The organism is Bacillus sp. NPDC094106 (assembly GCF_044764345.1).
Lineage (GTDB): Bacteria > Bacillota > Bacilli > Bacillales > Bacillaceae_G > Bacillus_A.
The window spans coordinates 76,200-97,496 of record NZ_JBIWHY010000019.1 but is presented as its reverse complement, the minus strand read 5'-3'; the positions used below and the strand labels follow the sequence as shown (position 1 = coordinate 97,496).

General features: G+C 35.3%; 16 protein-coding genes and 2 pseudogenes. 10 read left to right on the top strand and 8 right to left on the bottom strand.

What is annotated here, in order from left to right; all coding sequences use genetic code 11:
- Window positions 1–150: 150 nt before the first annotated feature.
- Window positions 151–391 (bottom strand): annotated as a pseudogene (locus ACIQ7L_RS23045) (nucleoside transporter C-terminal domain-containing protein); the annotation flags it as partial.
- 54 nt (window positions 392–445) lie between these two features.
- Window positions 446–550, bottom strand: a pseudogene (locus ACIQ7L_RS23040) (hypothetical protein); the annotation flags it as partial.
- 92 nt (window positions 551–642) lie between these two features.
- Between ACIQ7L_RS23040 and gloA2 the strand changes: the two are divergent.
- The 3 genes from gloA2 (at window position 643) to aspA (ending at window position 4,089) form a co-directional block, all read left to right on the top strand.
- Window positions 643–1,029, top strand: coding sequence for an SMU1112c/YaeR family gloxylase I-like metalloprotein (gene gloA2 / locus ACIQ7L_RS23035; protein ID WP_400571948.1), 387 nt, complete (start codon window positions 643–645; stop codon window positions 1,027–1,029).
- Between the two features lie 108 nt (window positions 1,030–1,137).
- On the top strand, window positions 1,138–2,448 hold the full coding sequence (locus ACIQ7L_RS23030; protein WP_400571946.1) for a hemolysin family protein: 1,311 nt from the start codon (window positions 1,138–1,140) through the stop codon (window positions 2,446–2,448).
- A gap of 207 nt (window positions 2,449–2,655) precedes the next feature.
- Entirely contained in the window at window positions 2,656–4,089 is a 1,434-nt protein-coding gene (gene aspA, locus ACIQ7L_RS23025) for an aspartate ammonia-lyase (protein ID WP_400571944.1), read from the top strand.
- A gap of 125 nt (window positions 4,090–4,214) precedes the next feature.
- Here aspA and ACIQ7L_RS23020 read toward each other — a convergent pair whose 3' ends face one another.
- Both ACIQ7L_RS23020 and ACIQ7L_RS23015 read right to left on the bottom strand, forming a co-directional pair.
- Window positions 4,215–5,828 carry an L-lactate permease gene (locus ACIQ7L_RS23020; RefSeq protein WP_400571942.1) on the bottom strand — a complete coding sequence of 538 codons (1,614 nt, stop codon included), beginning with the start codon at window positions 5,826–5,828 and terminating at the stop codon, window positions 4,215–4,217.
- 560 nt (window positions 5,829–6,388) lie between these two features.
- On the bottom strand, window positions 6,389–6,796 hold the full coding sequence (locus tag ACIQ7L_RS23015; protein ID WP_400571976.1) for a TlpA disulfide reductase family protein: 408 nt from the start codon (window positions 6,794–6,796) through the stop codon (window positions 6,389–6,391).
- A 526-nt stretch (window positions 6,797–7,322) separates the two neighbouring features.
- On the opposite strand from ACIQ7L_RS23015, the gene ACIQ7L_RS23010 reads away from it, so the two are divergent.
- The 4 genes from ACIQ7L_RS23010 (at window position 7,323) to ACIQ7L_RS22995 (ending at window position 11,191) form a co-directional block, all read left to right on the top strand.
- Complete coding sequence (locus tag ACIQ7L_RS23010; protein ID WP_001075218.1) at window positions 7,323–7,610, top strand: ArsR/SmtB family transcription factor; 288 nt, start codon at window positions 7,323–7,325, stop codon at window positions 7,608–7,610.
- 114 nt (window positions 7,611–7,724) lie between these two features.
- The gene (locus tag ACIQ7L_RS23005; RefSeq protein ID WP_400571940.1) at window positions 7,725–7,904 is read left to right on the top strand and encodes an acid-soluble spore protein H; all 180 of its coding nucleotides are present in this window, start codon (window positions 7,725–7,727) and stop codon (window positions 7,902–7,904) included.
- A 292-nt stretch (window positions 7,905–8,196) separates the two neighbouring features.
- Window positions 8,197–9,564, top strand: a complete 1,368-nt coding sequence (locus tag ACIQ7L_RS23000) for an APC family permease (RefSeq protein ID WP_400571938.1) — start codon at window positions 8,197–8,199, stop codon at window positions 9,562–9,564.
- Window positions 9,565–9,574: 10 nt separating this feature from the next.
- On the top strand, window positions 9,575–11,191 hold the full coding sequence (locus ACIQ7L_RS22995) for an amidohydrolase (RefSeq protein WP_400571936.1): 1,617 nt from the start codon (window positions 9,575–9,577) through the stop codon (window positions 11,189–11,191).
- A gap of 230 nt (window positions 11,192–11,421) precedes the next feature.
- Here ACIQ7L_RS22995 and ACIQ7L_RS22990 read toward each other — a convergent pair whose 3' ends face one another.
- On the bottom strand, window positions 11,422–12,813 hold the full coding sequence (locus ACIQ7L_RS22990) for a peptide MFS transporter (protein ID WP_400571934.1): 1,392 nt from the start codon (window positions 12,811–12,813) through the stop codon (window positions 11,422–11,424).
- Between the two features lie 1,010 nt (window positions 12,814–13,823).
- On the opposite strand from ACIQ7L_RS22990, the gene ACIQ7L_RS22985 reads away from it, so the two are divergent.
- Genes ACIQ7L_RS22985 through ACIQ7L_RS22975 form a run of 3 tightly spaced genes read left to right on the top strand, consistent with a single transcriptional unit; the run spans window position 13,824 to window position 16,502 of the window.
- The gene (locus ACIQ7L_RS22985) at window positions 13,824–15,014 is read left to right on the top strand and encodes a glycine C-acetyltransferase (protein ID WP_097894818.1); all 1,191 of its coding nucleotides are present in this window, start codon (window positions 13,824–13,826) and stop codon (window positions 15,012–15,014) included.
- A gap of 45 nt (window positions 15,015–15,059) precedes the next feature.
- Window positions 15,060–16,025 carry an L-threonine 3-dehydrogenase gene (locus ACIQ7L_RS22980; RefSeq protein WP_400571932.1) on the top strand — a complete coding sequence of 322 codons (966 nt, stop codon included), beginning with the start codon at window positions 15,060–15,062 and terminating at the stop codon, window positions 16,023–16,025.
- Between the two features lie 54 nt (window positions 16,026–16,079).
- Complete coding sequence (locus tag ACIQ7L_RS22975; protein ID WP_400571930.1) at window positions 16,080–16,502, top strand: NUDIX hydrolase; 423 nt, start codon at window positions 16,080–16,082, stop codon at window positions 16,500–16,502.
- Between the two features lie 90 nt (window positions 16,503–16,592).
- Here ACIQ7L_RS22975 and ACIQ7L_RS22970 read toward each other — a convergent pair whose 3' ends face one another.
- The 3 genes from ACIQ7L_RS22970 to ACIQ7L_RS22960 form a co-directional block, all read right to left on the bottom strand.
- Window positions 16,593–18,476: a vWA domain-containing protein gene (locus ACIQ7L_RS22970; RefSeq protein ID WP_400571928.1), complete on the bottom strand. Its 1,884-nt coding sequence runs from the start codon at window positions 18,474–18,476 to the stop codon at window positions 16,593–16,595.
- A 3-nt stretch (window positions 18,477–18,479) separates the two neighbouring features.
- Complete coding sequence (locus ACIQ7L_RS22965; protein ID WP_400571926.1) at window positions 18,480–19,373, bottom strand: ATP-binding protein; 894 nt, start codon at window positions 19,371–19,373, stop codon at window positions 18,480–18,482.
- A 152-nt stretch (window positions 19,374–19,525) separates the two neighbouring features.
- The gene (locus tag ACIQ7L_RS22960; RefSeq protein ID WP_400571924.1) at window positions 19,526–21,055 is read right to left on the bottom strand and encodes a cardiolipin synthase; all 1,530 of its coding nucleotides are present in this window, start codon (window positions 21,053–21,055) and stop codon (window positions 19,526–19,528) included.
- Window positions 21,056–21,297: the final 242 nt, after the last annotated feature.

Below are 21,297 nucleotides of genomic sequence, written 5' to 3'. Positions count from 1 at the left end.
TGATGTGTAGATGAGACACATAAAAGATATTGTACGCTAAATAAAAGGAATTGTACATGTATAAAAAATAGATGTCTCGATTATTTATGAGACATCTATTCGTTATTGTATACAAAAGGGATGAATAAAAAAGGATTAAAATTTTCCTATTTAGAGCATAACACTTACAATAATTGCGGATAAAATACTAACAAGTGTTGCACCATACAACAACTTCAAGCCGAAACGAGCAACGACGTTTCCTTGTTCTTCATTCACTCCTTTTACAGCGCCTGAAATAATACCGATAGAGGAGAAGTTTGCAAAGGATACAGATACCTACTGTACATGCAGATAAGCCGTTTGCAAGTTTACTAAGGCCCATCATCGCTACAAACTCATTTGTTACAAGCACAAGTCCAATTCTGGTATTTAATAATAAATAGGTCAAAATTAACTGTATAATAAGCATGATGAAAATGGGTCTGAATTTAATATGCTTTTTATTATTACTAGCAATGAAAGCAAGGAGGAAAACAACAAGACCAAGAAAGAAAGTAACAAATTTCATAATAGGCGTCCTAAAAGAGGGATTCTGTTACATAGGCTTTTCATTTCTAGAGAAAATATACCTGTTTAGTAAAGAGAGGAATGAGTGAAAGAATGAACATATCTAAAGTTCATCACATTGCAATTATTTGTTCTGACTATAAAACATCTAAAGAATTTTATACCAGGATTTTAGGATTTAAAGTAGTAAATGAAATATACAGACAAGAAAGGGATTCCTATAAATTAGATTTATGTGTAGGAGAACGATATCAGATTGAATTGTTTTCATTTCCAAACCCGCCAGAGCGTCCAAGTTTTCCAGAGGCAGCTGGTCTTAGGCACTTAGCATTTGCAGTGACAGATATAGACGAGGCAGTAAAACATCTAAATCGGTACGGAGTAGACACGGAACCAATACGTGTTGATGACATAACAGGAAGACGGTTTGTATTTTTCCAAGACCCTGATTGTTTACCATTAGAATTATATGAGGAGTAAAAATTGGGGAATTTTATATAGGTTTGCTTTTTTACAAATGAAGAAACTAAAGTAAAACTTCTTTTAAAAAGGAGGTGTAGCTTTAGCTAAGAAAAGCTAAAGTGTATTTTGGAGATTGTGAAATTAATGATGGTCGTTGTTCTGATTGCGTTAACTGGCTTTTTTGTAGCGATTGAATTTGCAATTATAAAGGTGCGTAGCAGTCGTATTAATCAGCTCGTAGATGAAAAAAAACGAGGGGCATTCGCAGCAAAGAAAGTCATTTCAAATTTAGATGAATATTTATCAGCCTGCCAACTTGGAATTACCATTACAGCTTTAGGATTAGGGTGGTTAGGTGAACCAACGATAAAACATGTACTGGAACCGTTATTTCTGAAAATAGAACTTTTACCAGTAGTTTCTAGTACTGTGTCATTTATTATTGCATTTGCTGTTATTACATTTTTGCATGTTGTAATTGGTGAACTTGCACCTAAAACATTGGCTATTCAAAAAGCAGAACAAGTTAGCTTGTTATTATCTCAGCCACTTATTTATTTTTATCGGATTATGTATCCGTTTATTTGGGTTTTAAACGGATCAGCACGCCTTGTGACGGGGATATTTGGATTGTCCCCCGCTTCTGAACATGAAGTTGCACATTCAGAAGAAGAGTTAAGACTTATTTTATCGGAGAGTTATGAGAGCGGAGAGATTAACCAGGCTGAGTTTAAATATGTAAATAATATTTTTGAATTTGATAATCGACTCGCGAAAGAGATTATGGTCCCGCGTACTGAAATTGTTGGTTTATATGAAGATGAACCATTTGAGACGCATATTAAAATTATTGGACAAGAAAAATATACGAGATATCCTGTATTTGGAGAGGATAAAGATGAGATTATTGGAATGGTTAATGTAAAAGATTTATTTATTCGCTATATGGATGGCGGTCGAAATGAAGAATGTTCTATTACACCGTATACAAGACCTGTTATTGAAGTGTTAGAAAATATTCCAATTCATGATTTATTATTACAAATGCAGAAAAGGCGCATTCCACTGGCAATTTTATATGATGAATACGGTGGTACTGCAGGAATCGTGACACTTGAAGATATTTTAGAGGAAATTGTCGGGGAAATTCGGGATGAATATGATGAGGATGAGTATCCACCGATAGAACATATAAGCGAAACATGTAAGATTGTAGAGGGAAAAGTACTGATTAGTGAAGTGAATGATTTATTTGGCTTACATTTAGTTGCTGATGATGTAGATACCATTGGTGGTTGGATTATGATGCAAAAACAAACAATTGTTGTGGGAGACATCATTGAGACGGATGGTTGGAGGTTCAAAATTATTGAAAAAGACACACATCAAATTAAAAGGGTGGAAATAACGAAAGCTGCAGAAGCGGTGGTTGTTTAACTATAAATGGATGGAAAGAACGTCAGCTAATGAAATGTTAAAGAAGAATAGATGAAAAATGCGCAGAGAAATTCAAATGTTTGCGCTTTCAGAAAGAGTGCTGTATAGTGAAGGAATATATGGAAATATTTCTCTTATTAAAATTATATTTTCATAGAGAAACCTTTGGCAATTATTGAGGTAGAATGAAAAGTATAGGTGATGAAAATGATAGCAACGAAAGACATACGGATCGAAAAAGATTTTTTAGGCGAGAAAGAAGTACCAAATGAAGCTTATTATGGTGTTCAAACATTGCGTGCGGTAGAAAACTTTCCTATTACGGGATATCGTATTCATAAATCACTCATTACTGCTATGGCGGTTGTGAAAAAAGCGGCAGCACTTGCAAATATGGAGACGGGCTATTTACCAGAAAATATTGGGAAAGAAATTGCAGAAGCTGCACAGGAAATTGTTGATGGGAAATTTCATGATCAGTTTATTGTAGATCCAATTCAGGGCGGGGCAGGAACTTCAATTAATATGAATACAAATGAAGTAATTGCAAACCGTGCATTAGAACGAATGAAGTGTGAAAAGGGAAACTATGCAACAATTAGTCCCAATACACATGTAAATATGGCGCAATCAACAAATGATGCATTTCCAACAGGAATCCATATTGCAACGTTAATGATGCTGGAAGAGCTACTTGCTACAATGGAGGAACTTCATCTTGCTTTTACTAATAAAGCAAAAGAATTTGACCATGTGATTAAAATGGGACGTACTCATTTGCAAGATGCAGTTCCAATTCGTCTTGGTCAAGAATTCGAAGCGTATGGTCGTGTACTTGAGCGTGATATAAAGCGAATTAAACAGTCTCGTCAACACTTATATGAAGTAAATATGGGGGCAACGGCTGTTGGAACAGGGTTAAATGCAAATCCTATTTATATTGAGCGAGTTATAAATTATTTACGAAATCTTAGTGGTTTTCCACTTGTAGGTGCAGAGCATTTAGTCGATGCAACGCAAAATACAGATGCGTATACAGAAGTATCAGCAGCACTGAAAGTGTGTATGATGAACATGTCTAAGATTGCAAATGACTTACGCATTATGGCATCTGGTCCAAGGGTTGGACTAGCTGAAATTCAATTGCCAGCTCGCCAACCAGGATCATCTATTATGCCAGGAAAAGTAAATCCAGTTATGGCAGAAGTTATTAACCAAGTGGCATTCCAAGTTATTGGGAATGACCATACAATTTGTTTAGCATCGGAAGCAGGGCAACTAGAATTAAATGTAATGGAACCAGTGTTAGTTTTTAATTTAATTCAATCCATTAGCATCATGAATAATGCATTCCGTGTATTCCGTGAATATTGTATTGAGGGAATTACTGCGAATGAAGCATTGCTGAAACAATATGTTGAAAAAAGTGTTGGGATTATTACAGCAGTGAACCCTCATATTGGATATGAAGCGGCTTCTCGTATTGCTCGTGAAGCTATTGCGACAGGAAAATCAGTTCGAGAGCTTTGTTTAGAACATGGTGTCTTAACGGAAGAAGAGCTCGATATTATTTTAGATCCACATGAAATGACGCATCCTGAAATAGCAGGAGCATCGTTATTAAAGAATAAAAAATCCTGATACATGTGTATCAGGATTTTTTTATACAAATGTATTGAATGTCCTCGTTATTGTGCATGATGTTTAGAAAAGAAAATGAAGAAACGATCCCTTTGTTAGGGATCGTTTTCAGATTTTAAAAAATATTAAAATATAGATTTCAGTTGCAGTAAGCTAATAATTACTAAGAAGATGAAGCTATATTTCATTGTTATTTTAAATAGCTCTGATTCTTTACCAACTATTCCAACTGCCGCGCAAGCTACAGCAACTGATTGTGGTGATACCATTTTTGCCATTGTACCACCGACTACGTTTAAGGCAACAAGAGTAGAAGGCTCGATATTTATTTGAGCGGCTGTAACAGCTTGAAGAGGTGCAAATAGAGAGCCGCTGGATACTACAGAACCAGTTATGAATACGCCAATCCAACCTAAGATCGGAGATAAGATTGGGAATATATTCCCAGTAGATGATAAGGCTAATCCAAGAGTTGAAGACATACCAGAATAGTTTGTTACATATGCTAATGCGATTACGCTACAAATTGTATAAATTGGTGCTTTTAACTCTTTTAATGTTTCAATAGCTAATTCTTTTACTAATTTACCGTTCACGCGGTATACAAGTAAAGATACAATAATTGCAAGAACAATAGCAGTAGTTGTTGATGAGAATACATCTAGCTTAAAGATTGCTGCAAATGGTGTATCTGCTTTAACAATTGGCGCTGTTTTAATCACGTGATTGTGCAGGCCAGGTACTTGAATATTCCATATTAAGTTACTTAATGCACCATTTGGAGCGAATAAAGCTTTTACTACTTTTAAGTTAAAAATTGTTACAAATGCAGTTAAGAATACAAATGGTGACCAAGCGTATAAAATTTGTTTCATTGTATAAGCGTGTTTTTCTGTCTGTTGTTCTTCAGTTTGAGCTGAAGATTTTGGTTTCCATACACGTAAGAATAGGGATAATGCAACCATGCTGACAACAGCTGCGAAAATATCAGTTAATTCAGCACCAAGGAAATATGTTACAACAAATTGTGTAATAGCAAATGAAGCACCACTTACAATGATACCTTGCCAAGTTTCTTTAATTCCTTTTACACCATCTACCATTGCAACAAGTAAGAATGGTAGTACAAAGCTAATGAAAGGTAATAATGTTACAGTTTGACGACCAACAATTAATGGATCTATTTGTGTTAATTGAGCAGGTACTGTAACTGGAATACCCATTGCTCCCATCGCACCACCGGCAATATTAGCAACTAAACAAATACCAGCTGCTTTTAATGGGTTAAAGCCCATACCTACAAGTAATGCTGCTGTAATTGCAACCGGTACACCAAAACCAGCTGCACCTTCTAAGAAAGCACCGAAAGAATAAGCGATTAACAAGACTTGAAGACGACGGTCGTTTGTAATGCTGGAAATGCTGTCACGAATAACATTAAATTGTCCAGTTTTTACTGTTAATTTGTAAAGAAAAATTGCTGCGATAACGATTGTACAAATTGGATAAAATCCAGCTACTACTCCAAATGCAGCTGATGATACCGCCATAGTTGCAGGCATTTTGTAAACAAATATGGAAAGAATGATTGCTAAAATTACGCTATAAAGTCCTGATAAGTATCCTTTGATCTTAAATACTGTTAAACAAAGAACAAAAAATAAGATTGGAAGAGCAGCGACAAGTGCTGATAGCCAAATATTGTTCAAAGGATCGTAAATCTGTGTCCAAGTACTCATAATGATGACAACTCCTATCTATTATATGTGAATGAATTCACATTATTTGTGAAACAATTCACAATCAACTTACATTGCTAAGTATATTCTCCTTCAACACTATTGTCAACGTAAAAAAGTATTATTATTCCATAATAGTGTTATCTGTAAAAAATCAGCTACATTTTGTTCATAAACTGGACAAAAAGAGTGCCCATCTGTTTTTGAGCACTCTTTTACTCTTCTATGTATAAGTAACTCCACCCTAAGATTTAAAAATGAGTAAGGAAGATTGATGTTTCATTTTATCCTGCATTAACGGGCAGTAATACTCCCACCTCAAAATTCGGTGAAGGCATTGTCCAGCTCTAGCGGCTAGAATCTCCGGTCGTTTCGCCCCCTCGGACGAGGCAAAAAGCGCCTTTCTGCCTTTGGTTCCAACGTCCTACGATTCTGAGCAAGCCGCTTTCGCTTTTCTAAAGAAGTAAGGTGGGGGAGATAAACTGCCCGTAAAAGCCCGATTGGTGAGGGCTAATAATCCGTGGGAGATGAAGAGAACCCCCACGGATTAAAGTTTCACTTTATAAATTCTTCGTGTATTCCTTCATATTTTCGTATGTCATCGGTCCTACATGTTTAAAACGAATAACTCCTTGTTTATCAAGAATAAAGGACGTTGGAATACTCATAATTTGATATGTTGCATTTGCTTGCCCTTTTGTGTCTAATAGAACAGGGAAAGTATATTTATTTTCTTGAAGGAATTGTTTCACATGAGCGGGATCTTGTTCACTAGCAGTTGCATTTACAGCAACAATTTCAATTCCGTCTTCTTTTGTATCATTATAGAACTTTTCAATATCGGGCATTTCTATCTTACATGGGCCACACCAACTTGCCCAAAAGTTCAATATTACCTTTTTTCCTTTATAATCGGAAAGATGAACTTCTTTCCCATCAATTGTTTGTAGAAGAAAATTAGGTGCAATGTTGCCGACTTCTGTTCCGATTCGAAGGTCGGATGCTGTAGTATGTTGTTCTTCTTTATCTTTAAGTACAAAGTTATGGATAATTGTCCAACCAAGTGCAATACTAATTAAGCCAATTATGAACCACTTTTTAATTGTGAATCAGCCTCCTTACCAAAATTTCACTCTTTTTATCGTAACAAAGCTATTGCTAAGGGTCAAATAATTTTACAATGATATATCATTTAAGAACAATATCTTACAATATCATTACAAGAAGTAGTATGAAAGAAAAAATATGACAAGAAGGTTGATAAATCAACGTTTTTGAAGCAAAGTACTCCTATCTGTATGTTTTGCTTTTCACTATATCGTATAGTATAATATTCAGAATCAGCATGGATTTTTTCTGAAGTGTATGTTGATAAAAGGAGGAAGATAATTTTATTGTTTGAAGTTGATAAAGTTGTGTCGTAACAGGAAATATAAAGACAAATATATAAATAAATAAAGAGAAATATAAAAATGAAAAAATGAGGGGAACTTTATGAATCAAAACCAATTTGATTGTCGTATTTCAGAAGAGGATGTACAAATGTTGAGAGCGCTAGCTCATCCACTACGTCTTCGTTTAGTAATGGAGCTTATGCAACGTGGAACATGCAATGTAACGCAATTACAGGAAGTGTTAGAAATTCCGCAATCGACCGTTTCACAGCATTTAACGAAATTAAAGCAGAATAAAGTTGTTCGTTTTGAGAGACGTGGCTTAGAAGTATATTATCAAGTGCATAATGACAAAGTAAGTGAAGTTGTAAAAACATTATTTTCATAAAATTTGAATATTTTGGAAAGAGGCGTATAGAAATATACGTCTTTTCTTATGGAATATATTTCAACGGGATATGACAAGCTAGAAAAGGGGGAATAAGTAAAAGGAGGAAAACTAATGGATATAAAACGCGTGAAACAAATTTTGTCGTCTTCAAGTCGAATCAATGTTACATATCAAGGTGTACCAGTTTGGATTGAAAGTTGTAATGAAGAGCGCGGAATTGCAGATGTACATGATGTGGATACTCCACATGAAACAGTACAAGTGGATATTACAGCGTTAGAGGAGCAATAAAAAACGGAAGTTAGCTGTAGGAAGCTAACTTCCGTTTTTTATTTATCCCGCTATTTGCAGGATAAACGGCCCGTAAAAGTCCGATGGGTGATGGAAGTTTCACTTTATCCCATAGTTGTAGACTAATAAAAGTATGCAGCAATTCATAGGTTATGCAAATTAGTATACTTTTTGTGAAATAAACCATTGTTTTTTTCAGTTTATAGTATGGGAAAGCAGTGTTCTTGCTATGTGGTGACAAATTGGAACATAATTTGCATAGACCAATTACAAAGAAGAAGGGGGTTGAAAAGTGAAGAATGATATTAAGTTAAAGCGTTCGTTGAATTTTTTTCAGCTTGTATTATTAGGTTTAGCTTATATGGCTCCATTAACAGTGTTTACTACATTTGGCGTTGTAGAATCTTTATCAAAAGGAGTAATCCCAACAGCTTATATACTTGCGCTATGTGCAATGTTATTTACAGCATATAGTTATGGACAAATGACAAAAGCTTATCCAGTTTCTGGATCTGCTTATACGTATACACAAAAATCATTGAGTCCAGGGCTAGGTTTCATGGTTGGTTGGGTGATTTTGATGGATTACTTGTTTATCCCAATGATCAACTTCCTCATCATTGCACTGTATCTCTCTGAATATCTTCCTTCTATTCCTTCTAGTATATGGATTATAACGATGATTGTAATTGTGACTGTAATCAATATTGTAGGAACAAAAGTAACGATTACAATGAATATGCTTTTTTTAGGTTTCCAATATATTGTATTAATTTCGTTTTGCGTTTTATGTGTTATATCTCTTCTCAAGGGGACTGGGGAGGGAACCGTATTTTCATTAAAACCGTTTGTAGATCCTGAATCTTCCATTTTCGCTGCGTTTTCAGGAGCTTCAGTTCTTTGTTTATCTTTTTTAGGATTTGATGCATTAACAACTTTTGCAGAAGAAACAGTTCAACCAACAAAAACGATTCCGAAAGCGATATTTTTTGTAATTGGTTGCTCAGGCATTTGCTATATTATTGTTTCTTATCTTGCACACTTAGTACACCCAGATTATGTATCTTTCAAAAGTTTAGATACAGCAGCTGCTGAAATCGCTAGAATGATAGGCGGGAATTTATTTAATGCTTTATTTCTTGCAGGAATGATTGTAACCGCATTCACTTCAGCTTTAGCCTCTCACGCCAGCGTTTCACGTATTTTATATGCAATGGGAAGGGATTCCGTACTGCCGAAAACATTCTTTTCCTACATACATCCACGTTTTCAAACACCTATCAAAAATATTGTTTTAGTAAGTATCTTTGCTTTGGCAGCGCTATTTACTGACCTTGTTACAATTACGTCTTTTATTAATTTTGGTGCACTGATCGCTTTTACATTTGTGAACATTTCCGTTATTGGACATTATTTTATCAAGGGACGTCAAAGGTCTTTAAAATGTACAATTTTATATTTTGTAATCCCGCTAATTGGTGCATGTATAACGATTAAATTATGGAGTGATTTAGATAAGATGTCTATGATGCTAGGAGGAATATGGGCACTTGTTGGAATTGTTTATCTACTATATGTAACAAAATTATTCCGTGTTCAACCACCACAAATGAATTTTGATGAAGTACAGAAAGAAGATGGACAAGAATTATCTGTTTAGGAGGAGAATGATGAAGAAAACAGCAGATGTTATTTTAAGTAGTAACGCAGTATTTACGGGAATAGAAGAAGCTCCTATCTCAGCTTCTATTATTATTAAGGATAATAAAATTATGGCTCTTGTTCCAAAAGGAAGCATTCAAGACTATGTAGATGCTGACACAATGATACATGATTTTGAAAATCAGCTTATTATACCTGGGTTTCATGATTTTCATATTCATTTGATGCTCGGAAGCTTAGTGAATGAAGGAGTACACTTGATCCATGCACGTTCAGCTAGAGATGTTGCAAAGCTTGTAAAGGAACATGCTGATAGAAATGAAAATGCACCTTGTGTGATTGGGAGCAGCTGGGAGCAAAATTTGTGGGAATGCCAAGAGGAACCGCATCGAAATATATTAGATGAATACATTGCAGATCGGCCGGTATTTTTATATCATGCTGAGTTCCATAGTGCTTGGTTAAACAGTAAAGCACTAGAAATGGCAGGGATTCATAGAGGAACAAAAAATCCACCGTATGGAGAAATTGTGAAAGATAAGAACGGTGAGCCAACAGGAATCTTAAAGGAGAATGCAGTAGGGTTAGCAACAAATGTATTACAGTTCAATCCTGAACGTAATAGAATACTGCTTCAGCGCTTTTTAAGAGAAGCTGCAAAATGTGGGGTAACCTCTGTGCATGATTTATTGAGAATACCTGAAATGAGTGTGGAAGAAGCTGAACTATATGATGAATTTGAAAAAGAAGGTAAGTTAACAACAAGGGTTCATTTTGTTGCTCCTCTGAATGGTGATGTAAACTTAGCGAAATGTTTAAATGAAACGTATCACTCTAATATGGTTCAATTTTGTGGATTTAAACAATTTATCGATGGTGTAACCACAAGCTATACTGCTTATTTGCTTGAACCGTATTGCGATGAGACGACAAAGGGACATACTACTTATCCTCCAGAAATAATAAAGAAATGGACAGTGGATGCTGATAAAGAAGGATTTCGTGTAAGGTTTCATGCAATTGGGGATGGGGCTGTACGTTTAGCGTTAGATGCTTTTGAAGAGGCTCAAAGGCAAAATGGTAAAAGAGATGCAAGACACGCAATTGAGCATGTTGAAATGATTCATCCAAGTGATATTGAGAGGTTTCATAAATTAGGTGTACTGGCATCTATTCAGCCGGAGCATATTAATCTGACAAGTAAAGAAGTATATACAAATTTAATTGGGCCAGAAAGAATGCAACATAACTATATGATGAAAACATTAATGGATTCAGGTGCCATGCTTGTATTTGGAAGTGATTATCCTGTTGTTACATTAAATCCACTACCAGAGATTTATCGAGCTGTAACAAGATTAGATGATCAAGATGTAGTGTGGAATTCACAGGAGAGGATTTCTTTGGCTGAGGCTTTACGAGCATACACATACGCTCCTGCATATGCTTCATTCCGTGAAGGTGAACTTGGAACGATAGAAGAGGGAAAGTTAGCTGACATAGTCGTATTGGATCGGAATTTATTTGCTGTACCTGTGACAGAAATTAAAGAGGCTACAGTTGTTTTCACAATGGTAGATGGGAATATTGTCTTCCAAGCTGAAAAACAAAGTGTCAAACACTAATAGCAAGAGGAAATAAAAGGATAGGACAGGACATTTTCTGGAGGAAGTTTCATCAGTAGTTCAATGGGAGAAATCATTTGTTCCTTAGAAGAAGAGAGGAGGGACTCATTCAAAAAATTGATACGAAGGAAATGAAAGAGGCACGTAATCTTTTGCAGTTGTTAAGAGATCGTCGCAAGGAAGATATAAAAAGGACCCTCGTATGTGAGGGTCCTTTCTTAATGGTATTGTTATTCCATCATATGTGCAATTTTTTTAGAGAACATAAGAAGTACCAATCCTAGTACGATTACGATAATACCAATACTTGAGAATACTTCTAAATAACCTAAAGATTGAGTGTAAGCAGCTAACATTCCTGATAGCTTATTAGCAAATCCACTACCAGCTAACCATACACCCATTAATAAAGAAGCTAATTTTATAGGTGCAATTTTACTTACCATTGATAGGCCGATAGGTGATAGGAACAATTCACCTATTGTATGGAACATATATGTGATAACAATAAACAGTAAGTTAGCCTTTGCTGTAATATGAGCTTCGTCACTTCCTGTTTTTAGAACTGCTAATGTTAATACAAGATAACCGACACCTAACAGAATCATACCAAGTGCCATTTTTGTTGGAACTTTTAAGTCACCATTTTTTGTTTTAGATAGTTTCGTCCATAACATAGATACAACTGGTGCTAATAAAACGATAAATCCTGGGTTAACAGATTGGAACCAAGATGTTGGAATTTCCCATCCGAAAATAGTGCGATCAACAAACTTATCTGTATAAAGAGTAAAAGAACTACCTGCTTGTTCAAAGCCTGCCCAGAAGAAGACAACGAAGCAAGTTAAAATGACGATTGCCCAAGTACGGTTCTTTTCTTGTTTTGTTAAAGGTTTTTTCTCAATTGCTTTTGCATTTTTGTCTTTTGATTTTTTACCTACAACTGTTGTTCCTGCTTTACCAAGGTAACGAGGAGCTAATAGGTTAAAGAAAATCTGACCGATAATCATACCGATACAAGCAGCTAAGAATCCATATTTATAACCCATAACCATAACGCCATCAACGCTTGTTTTAAAGAAATCTTCTGCTAGGAAACCACAAATAAGTGGTGCAAAGAATGCCCCTACGTTGATACCCATATAGAAAATTGTAAAAGCACTGTCACGACGTGAATCATTTTCACCGTATAATTCACCTAATAGAGTAGAGATATTTGGTTTGAAGAATCCATTACCAATAACTAATAGTCCTAATCCTAAAAAGAGTCCAGTTTTTGTATTCATTGAAAATAGAACAAAGTTACCAATTGCCATAATAATACCACCAAGAGTAATTGCAAAACGTCTTGGGATAAAGTGGTCAGTTAACCATCCACCAAAAACTGGTGTGAAATATACAAGCATTGTAAATGTACCATAAAGTTGTACAGCGTCTGCTTTATCAAATCCTAAACCACCACTAACAGCAGCAGTTGTTAAATAAAGAACTAAAAGACCACGCATTCCGTAGTAACTAAATCTTTCCCACATTTCTGTTAAGAACAACAAGTATAATCCAGGTGGATGTTTTTTTGGTGATTGTTGTTCTCCAGCTTTGTCTAATTTTAAAGCTGCATCCATTTTGCTTCCCCCTAATCCTGTATAACGGATATTTATGTAATCATTTTAATTTACAAAATATTTAGAAGTCAATAGTATTATATGGAAATAGAAAGAAAATTTCTTAAATAACCTATTAAGACTTCAGCCGTTACCCTATTTTTCCCTGAAAACGAGATAATAAGCGTTTTCAAGTGTAATATTTGAATTCCAAAAGAAAATAAAATAATGACAAATCAGAAAATTCTAATTAAAACAATTCTTCTGATATAGAGAAAATATATTTTATTTACTTTTACAATATAACATATTAAGAATAAAAATACAAAAAGAAATAATGTGAAACTTCCGTGAAAGAGTAAAAAATACAAATATATTCCTTTTTTAATATAATTTAGTAACCGTAACCGAAAATAAATTGAAGGAAAGGATTCTTTTTATGAGGTCTTTTCAAAAAGTAGATTAGAATGGGCCTTATTTGTGTTGCACATAATCTACGGAAATGGGCAACAAGCAGGTTTTTTACTTGTGTCATTTAGATTATCATTTCGATATCTCCGCTTCATATATTGCTAAAAAAAGAGTTGATGCTATATACTTCAGATTCTATAAATGTCATTTTCTCAGCTCCAAAAAACATTTTTCTCATTCTATATAAATCCATTTTGATTTTTCAACATCTAAATTCCTGCTATGCAGAATACAAAGTAACCTACACTCGTATGCTCTTTCTGTTTTTACTTCGCATGTGGCAGAAAAAGGCCCTGACCGCTTCTATGCATGGCTAGATGCTCTCTCCCACCTAAAAAGAAGGCTTTTATGTCGGTTTTTTAATTGATGTATATATACATCAAGCGTTTAAAGCAAATCATAGATTTCTTGTATTTAATCCTATATAATATGAAATATGTAAGCGTTTTCTTTAAACTATTTTTCTATAATAAATTTTGAAAACGTGTTAAGCTAGTAGAGGGATTATTGGCATTATTATGATAATAATCTGCTTACATGAACGATGGGGAGGCTTCACAATGTCTAGTAAAACACTCGAAAACTTTTTAGAAGAAAATTTAGAGGATTTAAAAGCAAAGGGTCTTTATAACGTAATTGATCCGCTAGAAAGTCCAAATGGACCGATCATTACAATTGGCGGGAAAGAATATATTAACTTATCTTCAAACAACTATCTTGGTTTAGCGACTGATAATCGCTTACAAGAAGCGGCAATCGGTGCAATTCATAAGTACGGTGTAGGGGCAGGGGCTGTTCGTACAATTAACGGTACTTTAGATTTGCATATTAAATTAGAAGAAACAATTGCAAAGTTTAAACATACAGAAGCAGCAATTGCATATCAATCAGGATTTAACTGTAATATGGCAGCAATTTCAGCTGTTATGGATAAAAATGATGCGATTCTTTCTGATGAACTGAATCATGCGTCTATCATTGATGGTAGCCGTTTATCAAGAGCAAAAATTATTGTTTATAAACATTCTGATATGGAAGATCTGCGTAAAAAAGCAATCGAAGCGAAAGAGTCAGGTCTTTACAATAAATTAATGGTTATTACAGATGGTGTTTTCTCAATGGATGGAGATGTTGCAAAACTGCCAGAAATTGTTGAGATTGCAGAAGAATTAGATTTAATGACATATGTAGATGATGCACACGGTTCAGGTGTACTTGGAAAAGGCGCGGGTACTGTAAAACATTTCGGACTTTCTGATAAAGTAGATTTCCAAATTGGTACATTATCAAAAGCGATTGGTGTAATTGGCGGATATGTAGCAGGGAAACAAAACTTAATTGATTGGCTAAAAGTACGTTCACGTCCATTCTTATTCTCAACAGCTTTAACACCAGCGGATGCGGCAGCTTGTATGAGATCCATTGAAATTTTAATGGAAAGCACGGAATTACATGACCGCTTATGGGAAAATGGCCGTTATTTAAAACAAGGCTTAAAAGAGCTTGGCTTTAACATTGGAGAAAGTGAAACGCCAATTACACCTTGTATTATTGGTGATGAAGTATTAACACAAGAATTCAGTAAACGTTTAAATGAAGAAGGCGTATACGCAAAATCAATTGTGTTCCCAACTGTAGCAAAAGGAACAGGTCGTGTTCGTAATATGCCGACAGCGGCACATACGAAGGAAATGCTTGATGAAGCAATTCGTACGTATGAAAAAGTGGGAAAAGAAATGGGAATCATCTAATACAATTACATCTTTTGAAAGCTTGCAAATGAGGAGTGGGGAAAAATGAAAAAAATTCTAGTAACCGGTTCTTTAGGGCAAATTGGTTCTGAACTTGTAATGAAACTTCGTGATGTATATGGTGCATCAAACGTTATTGCAACAGATATTCGCGAAACAGATAGCGATGTTGTAAAATCTGGTCCGTTTGAAACGTTAGATGTAACAGATGGTCAAAAACTGCATGATATTGCGAAACGTAATGAAGTAGATACAATTATTCATTTAGCAGCTTTACTTTCAGCGACTGCAGAAAAAAATCCGTTATTTGCTTGGAATTTAAATATGGGTGGACTTGTAAATGCATTAGAAGCAGCACGCGAACTTAACTGTAAATTTTTCACGCCAAGTTCTATAGGGGCATTCGGTCCAACAACGCCAAAAGATAATACACCACAAGATACGATTCAGCGTCCGACTACAATGTATGGAGTAAACAAAGTAGCAGGAGAATTGTTATGTGATTACTATTATCAAAAATTTGGTGTTGATACGCGCGGGGTACGTTTCCCAGGTTTGATTTCTTATGTAGCTCCTCCAGGAGGCGGTACAACTGATTATGCAGTTGAAATTTATTATGAGGCAATTAAAAAAGGTGCGTACACCTCTTACATTGCAGAAGGTACATACATGGATATGATGTATATGCCAGATGCATTGCAAGCAATTGTTTCTTTAATGGAAGCAGATCCAAGTAAATTAATACATCGCAACGCTTTTAATATTACCGCAATGAGCTTCGAGCCAGAACAAATTGCAGCATCTATTCGTAAGCATATTCCGACATTTACAATGGATTACGCTGTAGATCCAGCTCGTCAAACAATTGCTAATAGCTGGCCAAACTCAATTGATGCAACAGCAGCAAAAGAAGAGTGGGGCTTTAAAGCAGAGTATGATTTAGATAAAATGACAGCTGATATGCTGGCGAAGTTAAAAAAAAAATTAGCAGCTGAGTTAGTGTTGAATTAAAGAAAAGAGTCGATTCGAGTGAATCGGCTCTTTTTATTCTAAAGGAGGATGTACATGAAAAGGGTCGATGTTGTCTATACACTTATTTATAATGAGGAACAGGATCAAGTATTAATGGTACATAATGTAGAACAAGATGTTTGGTCATTACCAGGTGGTGCTGTGGAAAAAGGAGAAACATTAGAAGATGCGGCAATCAGAGAAGCAAAAGAAGAGACAGGATTAACTGTAGAGATACAAGGAATTACGGCAATAAATGAAAAGTTTTTTACTGAGATAGGGAATCATGCGTTATTGATTACGTTTCAAGCCAATGTGATAGACGGAGAAATTGGTGTGCAAGATGCGGATGAGATTTCAGTAGTGGAATGGACAGATATCAAAACGGCAAATGATCGATTCCCATACTATGATGGAGGAATTGAATCGTTATTAGAGGCATCCATTCCATACAAGTTTCAAAGGGAAACAAAATAGCAGCTGAGATTTTAACGGCGATTTTTAAAATATATCGATGATTCAACAAAGTACAAATAAAAACCCAAGAGCTAATTCAGCTCCTGGGTTCTATTCAATCGTCTTCAATAATAATCTCTTCAATAGTGGTTTAATTTTCAGTCGTAAATCCTCAGCATGATTCGCCACTAAGAAGTGGTGATTATAAATATTTTTCATCAATTGGTAAGTGGCTTCTTTTGCTTCACCTTCTTCGATGAAAATTCCGATTACTTCCATACCACTTTTACGAGCGAGTTTAACAGCTTCATGCGTATCTAAAATCCCGTCTTGCTGATAGTCTAAAGCGGATGGTTCACCATCTGTAAAGACAAGCAAGAATTTGTGCTTCTCTGGTCTTTTTGCAAGCTTTTCAGAAGCGATACGAATGATATAACCGTCACGATTATCTTCTTCTTCACGAAGTTGCATAATTTCTGGTCCAACGTTTGGAAGTGTTGAATTTTTATACGTTACAACTTCATGAATTACGTTTGGTTTATCTTCTGGTGTCGCACTAGAAGCATCTTCCCAAAAACCGCTAATCGCATGTGGGATTTTTAATGATTTTAATGCTTCGTGGAACAGAACAACACTCTTTTTTGTTTCTTCCATTTTGTTATACATGGAGCCAGAGCAGTCAACTAGTAACTGAAAGGCAACGTCAAGTTCTTGTGATTCCTGCCCTTTTTTGTAAAACATACGCGGTTGCTTTTCTGTATAAATACGCAGAAACTTTTTGCGGAGTCTGCCGTAATATTTATCACTATTTGCGTTTGTTTTGTTTTCAATCGTTTTTTCAATAATTTTTTTTAGTTCTTTTACGTCTTTATTAATGACTGACTTGATGGTTTGATAGTCTTTCTTATCGTCAGGGGTTGGCTTACGAGCTTCTTTAAATGTATGAGAGGCACCAACGTTATATTTACCGTATATACCCTCATTTTGACTAGAAGCATGGGAAGATCTCGCATCTTGCGCATCTGCCTGATCAAAGTTCGACTGTGTACTTTTTTGAGAAGTACCTTGTACCGATCCGAGTGCTTGATCGCCATCTTCAGACTCACGAGCTGTATCGCCCATCATATTTGTTTTTGTACCACTTTCTAATTCAAAGCGTAAGAAGTTTTCATTTTCGTTATTTTTATTTTCACGATGCCATGTAGAGAAGCTCTCATCCATTTTATTTTTATTATCATCGTCATCTACGATTTGGGTATCGTCATTTGCTAAATCCTCAGGACGCCCATTCTTTTCATCAGCAATAACAGATAAATAGAGTGGTGCATGTCCAAAGTAGTTGTTAATCATATCCGTTTCAAGAAATCCTTCTAAACGATAGCGAATTTTTTCAACAATATACATTGTATCTTCTGTATTACGTGCTTGGAATGCTTCGTGTAAAATGGCTTCAATCTGCTCAAAATATTCGTTATTAAACATTTCGTATTTATCACTTGTTAATGAAAGGTAGCATAGGCAAAATAGACGGTCACCATGATAGTTACGAACGCGGTTTATTTCATTTTGTGAGCCGAAATAATTTCGATACATTTCTTTACGTCTTCTAAAAATATGTTTTGTGCCAGGACGTAAGCCTTTCACAAGTTCCTCAACCCGTAAGTCCTCTAATAGAACAAATAATTGCGTTAAAAACTTTTTAAGAGGAGATTCTTGTAATTCGATTGCATAAGAACGAATTAAAGTCATGTCCGAGTAATGTTTGTTGCCAAGTGCTTTTAAAAACACTTCGCTTTTTAATCCAATTACTGTATCTTCTTCTTTTCGATCATCCCAAAAGTGACTGATGACAACCTTCTTCTCTATTTCGTCGTAATATGCTTTATAACCGTATTCCAAGTAAGCATCGTCTTCTTTTAGAAGAGCATACATTAAATTTTCCATTTGAAGAAACAGCGACGCATCAATTTTTTTGTCACTAAAAATTTGTCTCATGAGTTATCCCTCAAAGAAATAGCTTTCTGCTAATTCACGGACAGTCATTTGTTCTGTTTCATCATTTAATTTTGCGATAATGCTTCGCTCAATGGCACGCATAACAGGAATATATACACCTAAGTCACATGCGTCGATAATACCACGAATACTTGCTGCTTCTTCACTTACACGTCCATCACGAGCAAGAGGCATAAGATCACTTGCAAATGCCACAAACTTTTCAATTGTTGCAATGTCTTTTAATTTTGATTCGGATAATAATAGTTGTTTTAAAGTATCCCCTTGAATATAAGGAACTTCAATAATAACAAAACGGTTTTTTAATGCTTCATTTAGTTCACTTGTTCCAACATAACCTTCATTAATTGCGGCAATTACACGATATTCCTCATCACCGTATACGACTTGCTGTGTAAATGGGTTAGTAATCATTTTACGGTAATCTAATGCACCATGAAGAAGAGGAAGCGTCTCTGGTTTTGCCATGTTGATTTCATCGATATATAAGAAATGTCCATTTTGCATTGCTTTCATAAGAGGGCCGTCAACGAAGGAAACTTCAGATGCGCCATTGTTTGTTTTTAAAGTATTGTAGCCTAAAATACCTTCTACATCTAAATCAACAGAACAGTTAATGCTATGCATTGGTTTTTGGAATAAGGAAGAGAGCGTTTCTGCAAGGACTGTCTTACCGCTTCCAGTTGGCCCCTTTAGTAGAATGTTTTTACCAAGAAGAAGTGCTGTAATCGCATCTTCAATAATGCTGTTATCTGATGCTCTGTACATTTTTGTTCCAATTAAATGTGCATTTTCACCAGCTGCTTGCTTATTTTTTTCGTGAATTGTTGCTAATTGCTGCTTTAAATCAGCATGTATATGAAATTGTTCTAACATGTATTTCCCACCTAACATTATTTTCATAAAGTAAAACAAACACATCTTATGATAACTTGTTTTAATATGGTATGCAAAGGAAAGGGGTGGGAGGAATGCAGCATGATAAAAGAAAAAAGTAATCAAATTTGAATTGATTACTTTTTAGAAATTTACAGTAGAGGTGAAATGAGTCGCATAAAAGATTCGAGTACTCGTTTTTGAATACTTCGCTTTTGAAATGACTCCCATTTAATCTCTATTGAGTCTTTAAAATCTTGTTTGAAATCACTTTTTATATCTAAAACCGTTTTAGATTCATATAGGATTGCAATGAGCTCATAATTAAGCGCAAAGCTACGAATATCCATATTTGCTGTACCAATTGTTGCAACATCATCATCAACAAGTACAATCTTAGCATGCATAAAGCCATCTTTATAACGGTAAATAGATGCCCCTGCTTTTAGAAGTGGTGTAAAGTATGATTGAGATGCTTGATCGCTAATGACGCTGTCACTTTTTCCAGGGTATAAAATACGGACATCCACTCCAGAGAGTGCACTTAAACGTAGTAATGTTAATGTTTCTTGATCAGGAATGAAGTATGGAGTGGCGATCCAAATTGATTTTTTTGCAGATCCCATAACTTTCAATAAGGCATTACGAATACTTGTATCATCTGAGCTCGGTCCACTTGCGACGATTTGAACGGCACCTTCTGCTTGAAGAACTCCTTGATCTGGAAAGTATTCTTTATTTATAAATTGATCCCAAGAATAAGTATTTAAATCACTAGAAGCATAGAGCCAATCTTCTAGGAAGATGGCTTGTAGTTTATATAATGCTTTTCCCTCTATTTCTAAATGGCTATCGCGCCAAATAGGAAACTTCTTTGAACGACCAAGATATTCATCGCCAACGTTGAGTCCACCTGTAAAACCAATTGTTCCATCCACAATCACAATTTTACGGTGATTACGATAATTTACTGTTTCCAGTAGCCAAGGGGAAAGGATAGGATCAAATTCGATCACTTCAATTCCTGCTTCTTTCATAGGTTGTAAGAAGTGATTTCGTAACGTATTACTTCCAAGCCCATCATAAAGAAAGCGTACGATAACACCGGATTTTGCTTTCTTTATTAATGCATCTCGAATTTTTGTACCGATTTCATCTGATCGATAAATGTAGTATTGAATATGGATATGATGTGTAGCATTTTCAATAGCTTGTATAATCTCAGTAAATGTTTCCGCACCGTTTGTTAAGAGTTTTGTTGTCGTTTCATTGGCGACAGGGCCGCCACCAAACTTTTGTATAATTTTTGTTAAATGGGCAGATCGTTCACTTAGTGGGGAAGGGATTTCTAAATCAATACTCCTTCCATCTAAAATCTTCCGGAATAACTTCCTTTGTTCTTCTGCACGATGTAAATGCTTTGTTCTTCTCCAGCGGCTTCGCCCAAAAAGTAAGTATAATAGTACACCTATAGCTGGAAGGAGTGCTAATACTAAAAACCATGCTAATGTACTTTGTGGTGAACGATTTTCAATAAAAATAATGAAGGAAATCCCTATAACAGTGATGGGCCATAGTACACCAACAAAAGTATATAGCGAGATAACTGATTTATTTACCAAGATGAGGATAGTTACTACAATAGCTAATCCAAATAGTAATTGAACAACGCGATTTTTCATATGTATACATTTCACCTATTCTTTCTTAAATATAAGCCTCTTAAGAGGAAGTTGTACTTTATTAGTTTTATTATAAAACGTTTTATTTTTTTTACACAATATAGACATTTTGCCCATGCCTTCCGCATTTGTCCTACATAACGTATATTGTTACGTTTTTCTATGAAAAGGAGTGTGAATGAATTGTATAGAGGATATCGCCCAGTTGGAGGATTTGGGCATGGCTATCCATATTACTCAGA

What these genes read in the sequence shown, in the direction of transcription:
- gloA2 (WP_400571948.1), top strand. Translation starts at nt 643, where the DNA reads ATGAACATATCTAAAGTTCATCACATTGCAATTATTTGTTCTGACTAT.
- aspA (WP_400571944.1), top strand. Translation starts at nt 2,656, where the DNA reads ATGATAGCAACGAAAGACATACGGATCGAAAAAGATTTTTTAGGCGAG.
- ACIQ7L_RS23020 (WP_400571942.1), bottom strand. Translation starts at nt 5,828, where the DNA reads ATGAGTACTTGGACACAGATTTACGATCCTTTGAACAATATTTGGCTA.
- ACIQ7L_RS23005 (WP_400571940.1), top strand. Translation starts at nt 7,725, where the DNA reads ATGGATATAAAACGCGTGAAACAAATTTTGTCGTCTTCAAGTCGAATC.
- ACIQ7L_RS22960 (WP_400571924.1), bottom strand. Translation starts at nt 21,055, where the DNA reads ATGAAAAATCGCGTTGTTCAATTACTATTTGGATTAGCTATTGTAGTA.
- ACIQ7L_RS22970 (WP_400571928.1), bottom strand. Translation starts at nt 18,476, where the DNA reads ATGAGACAAATTTTTAGTGACAAAAAAATTGATGCGTCGCTGTTTCTT.
- ACIQ7L_RS22975 (WP_400571930.1), top strand. Translation starts at nt 16,080, where the DNA reads ATGAAAAGGGTCGATGTTGTCTATACACTTATTTATAATGAGGAACAG.
- ACIQ7L_RS22990 (WP_400571934.1), bottom strand. Translation starts at nt 12,813, where the DNA reads ATGGATGCAGCTTTAAAATTAGACAAAGCTGGAGAACAACAATCACCA.
- ACIQ7L_RS22980 (WP_400571932.1), top strand. Translation starts at nt 15,060, where the DNA reads ATGAAAAAAATTCTAGTAACCGGTTCTTTAGGGCAAATTGGTTCTGAA.
- ACIQ7L_RS22985 (WP_097894818.1), top strand. Translation starts at nt 13,824, where the DNA reads ATGTCTAGTAAAACACTCGAAAACTTTTTAGAAGAAAATTTAGAGGAT.
- ACIQ7L_RS22995 (WP_400571936.1), top strand. Translation starts at nt 9,575, where the DNA reads ATGAAGAAAACAGCAGATGTTATTTTAAGTAGTAACGCAGTATTTACG.
- ACIQ7L_RS22965 (WP_400571926.1), bottom strand. Translation starts at nt 19,373, where the DNA reads ATGTTAGAACAATTTCATATACATGCTGATTTAAAGCAGCAATTAGCA.
- ACIQ7L_RS23010 (WP_001075218.1), top strand. Translation starts at nt 7,323, where the DNA reads ATGAATCAAAACCAATTTGATTGTCGTATTTCAGAAGAGGATGTACAA.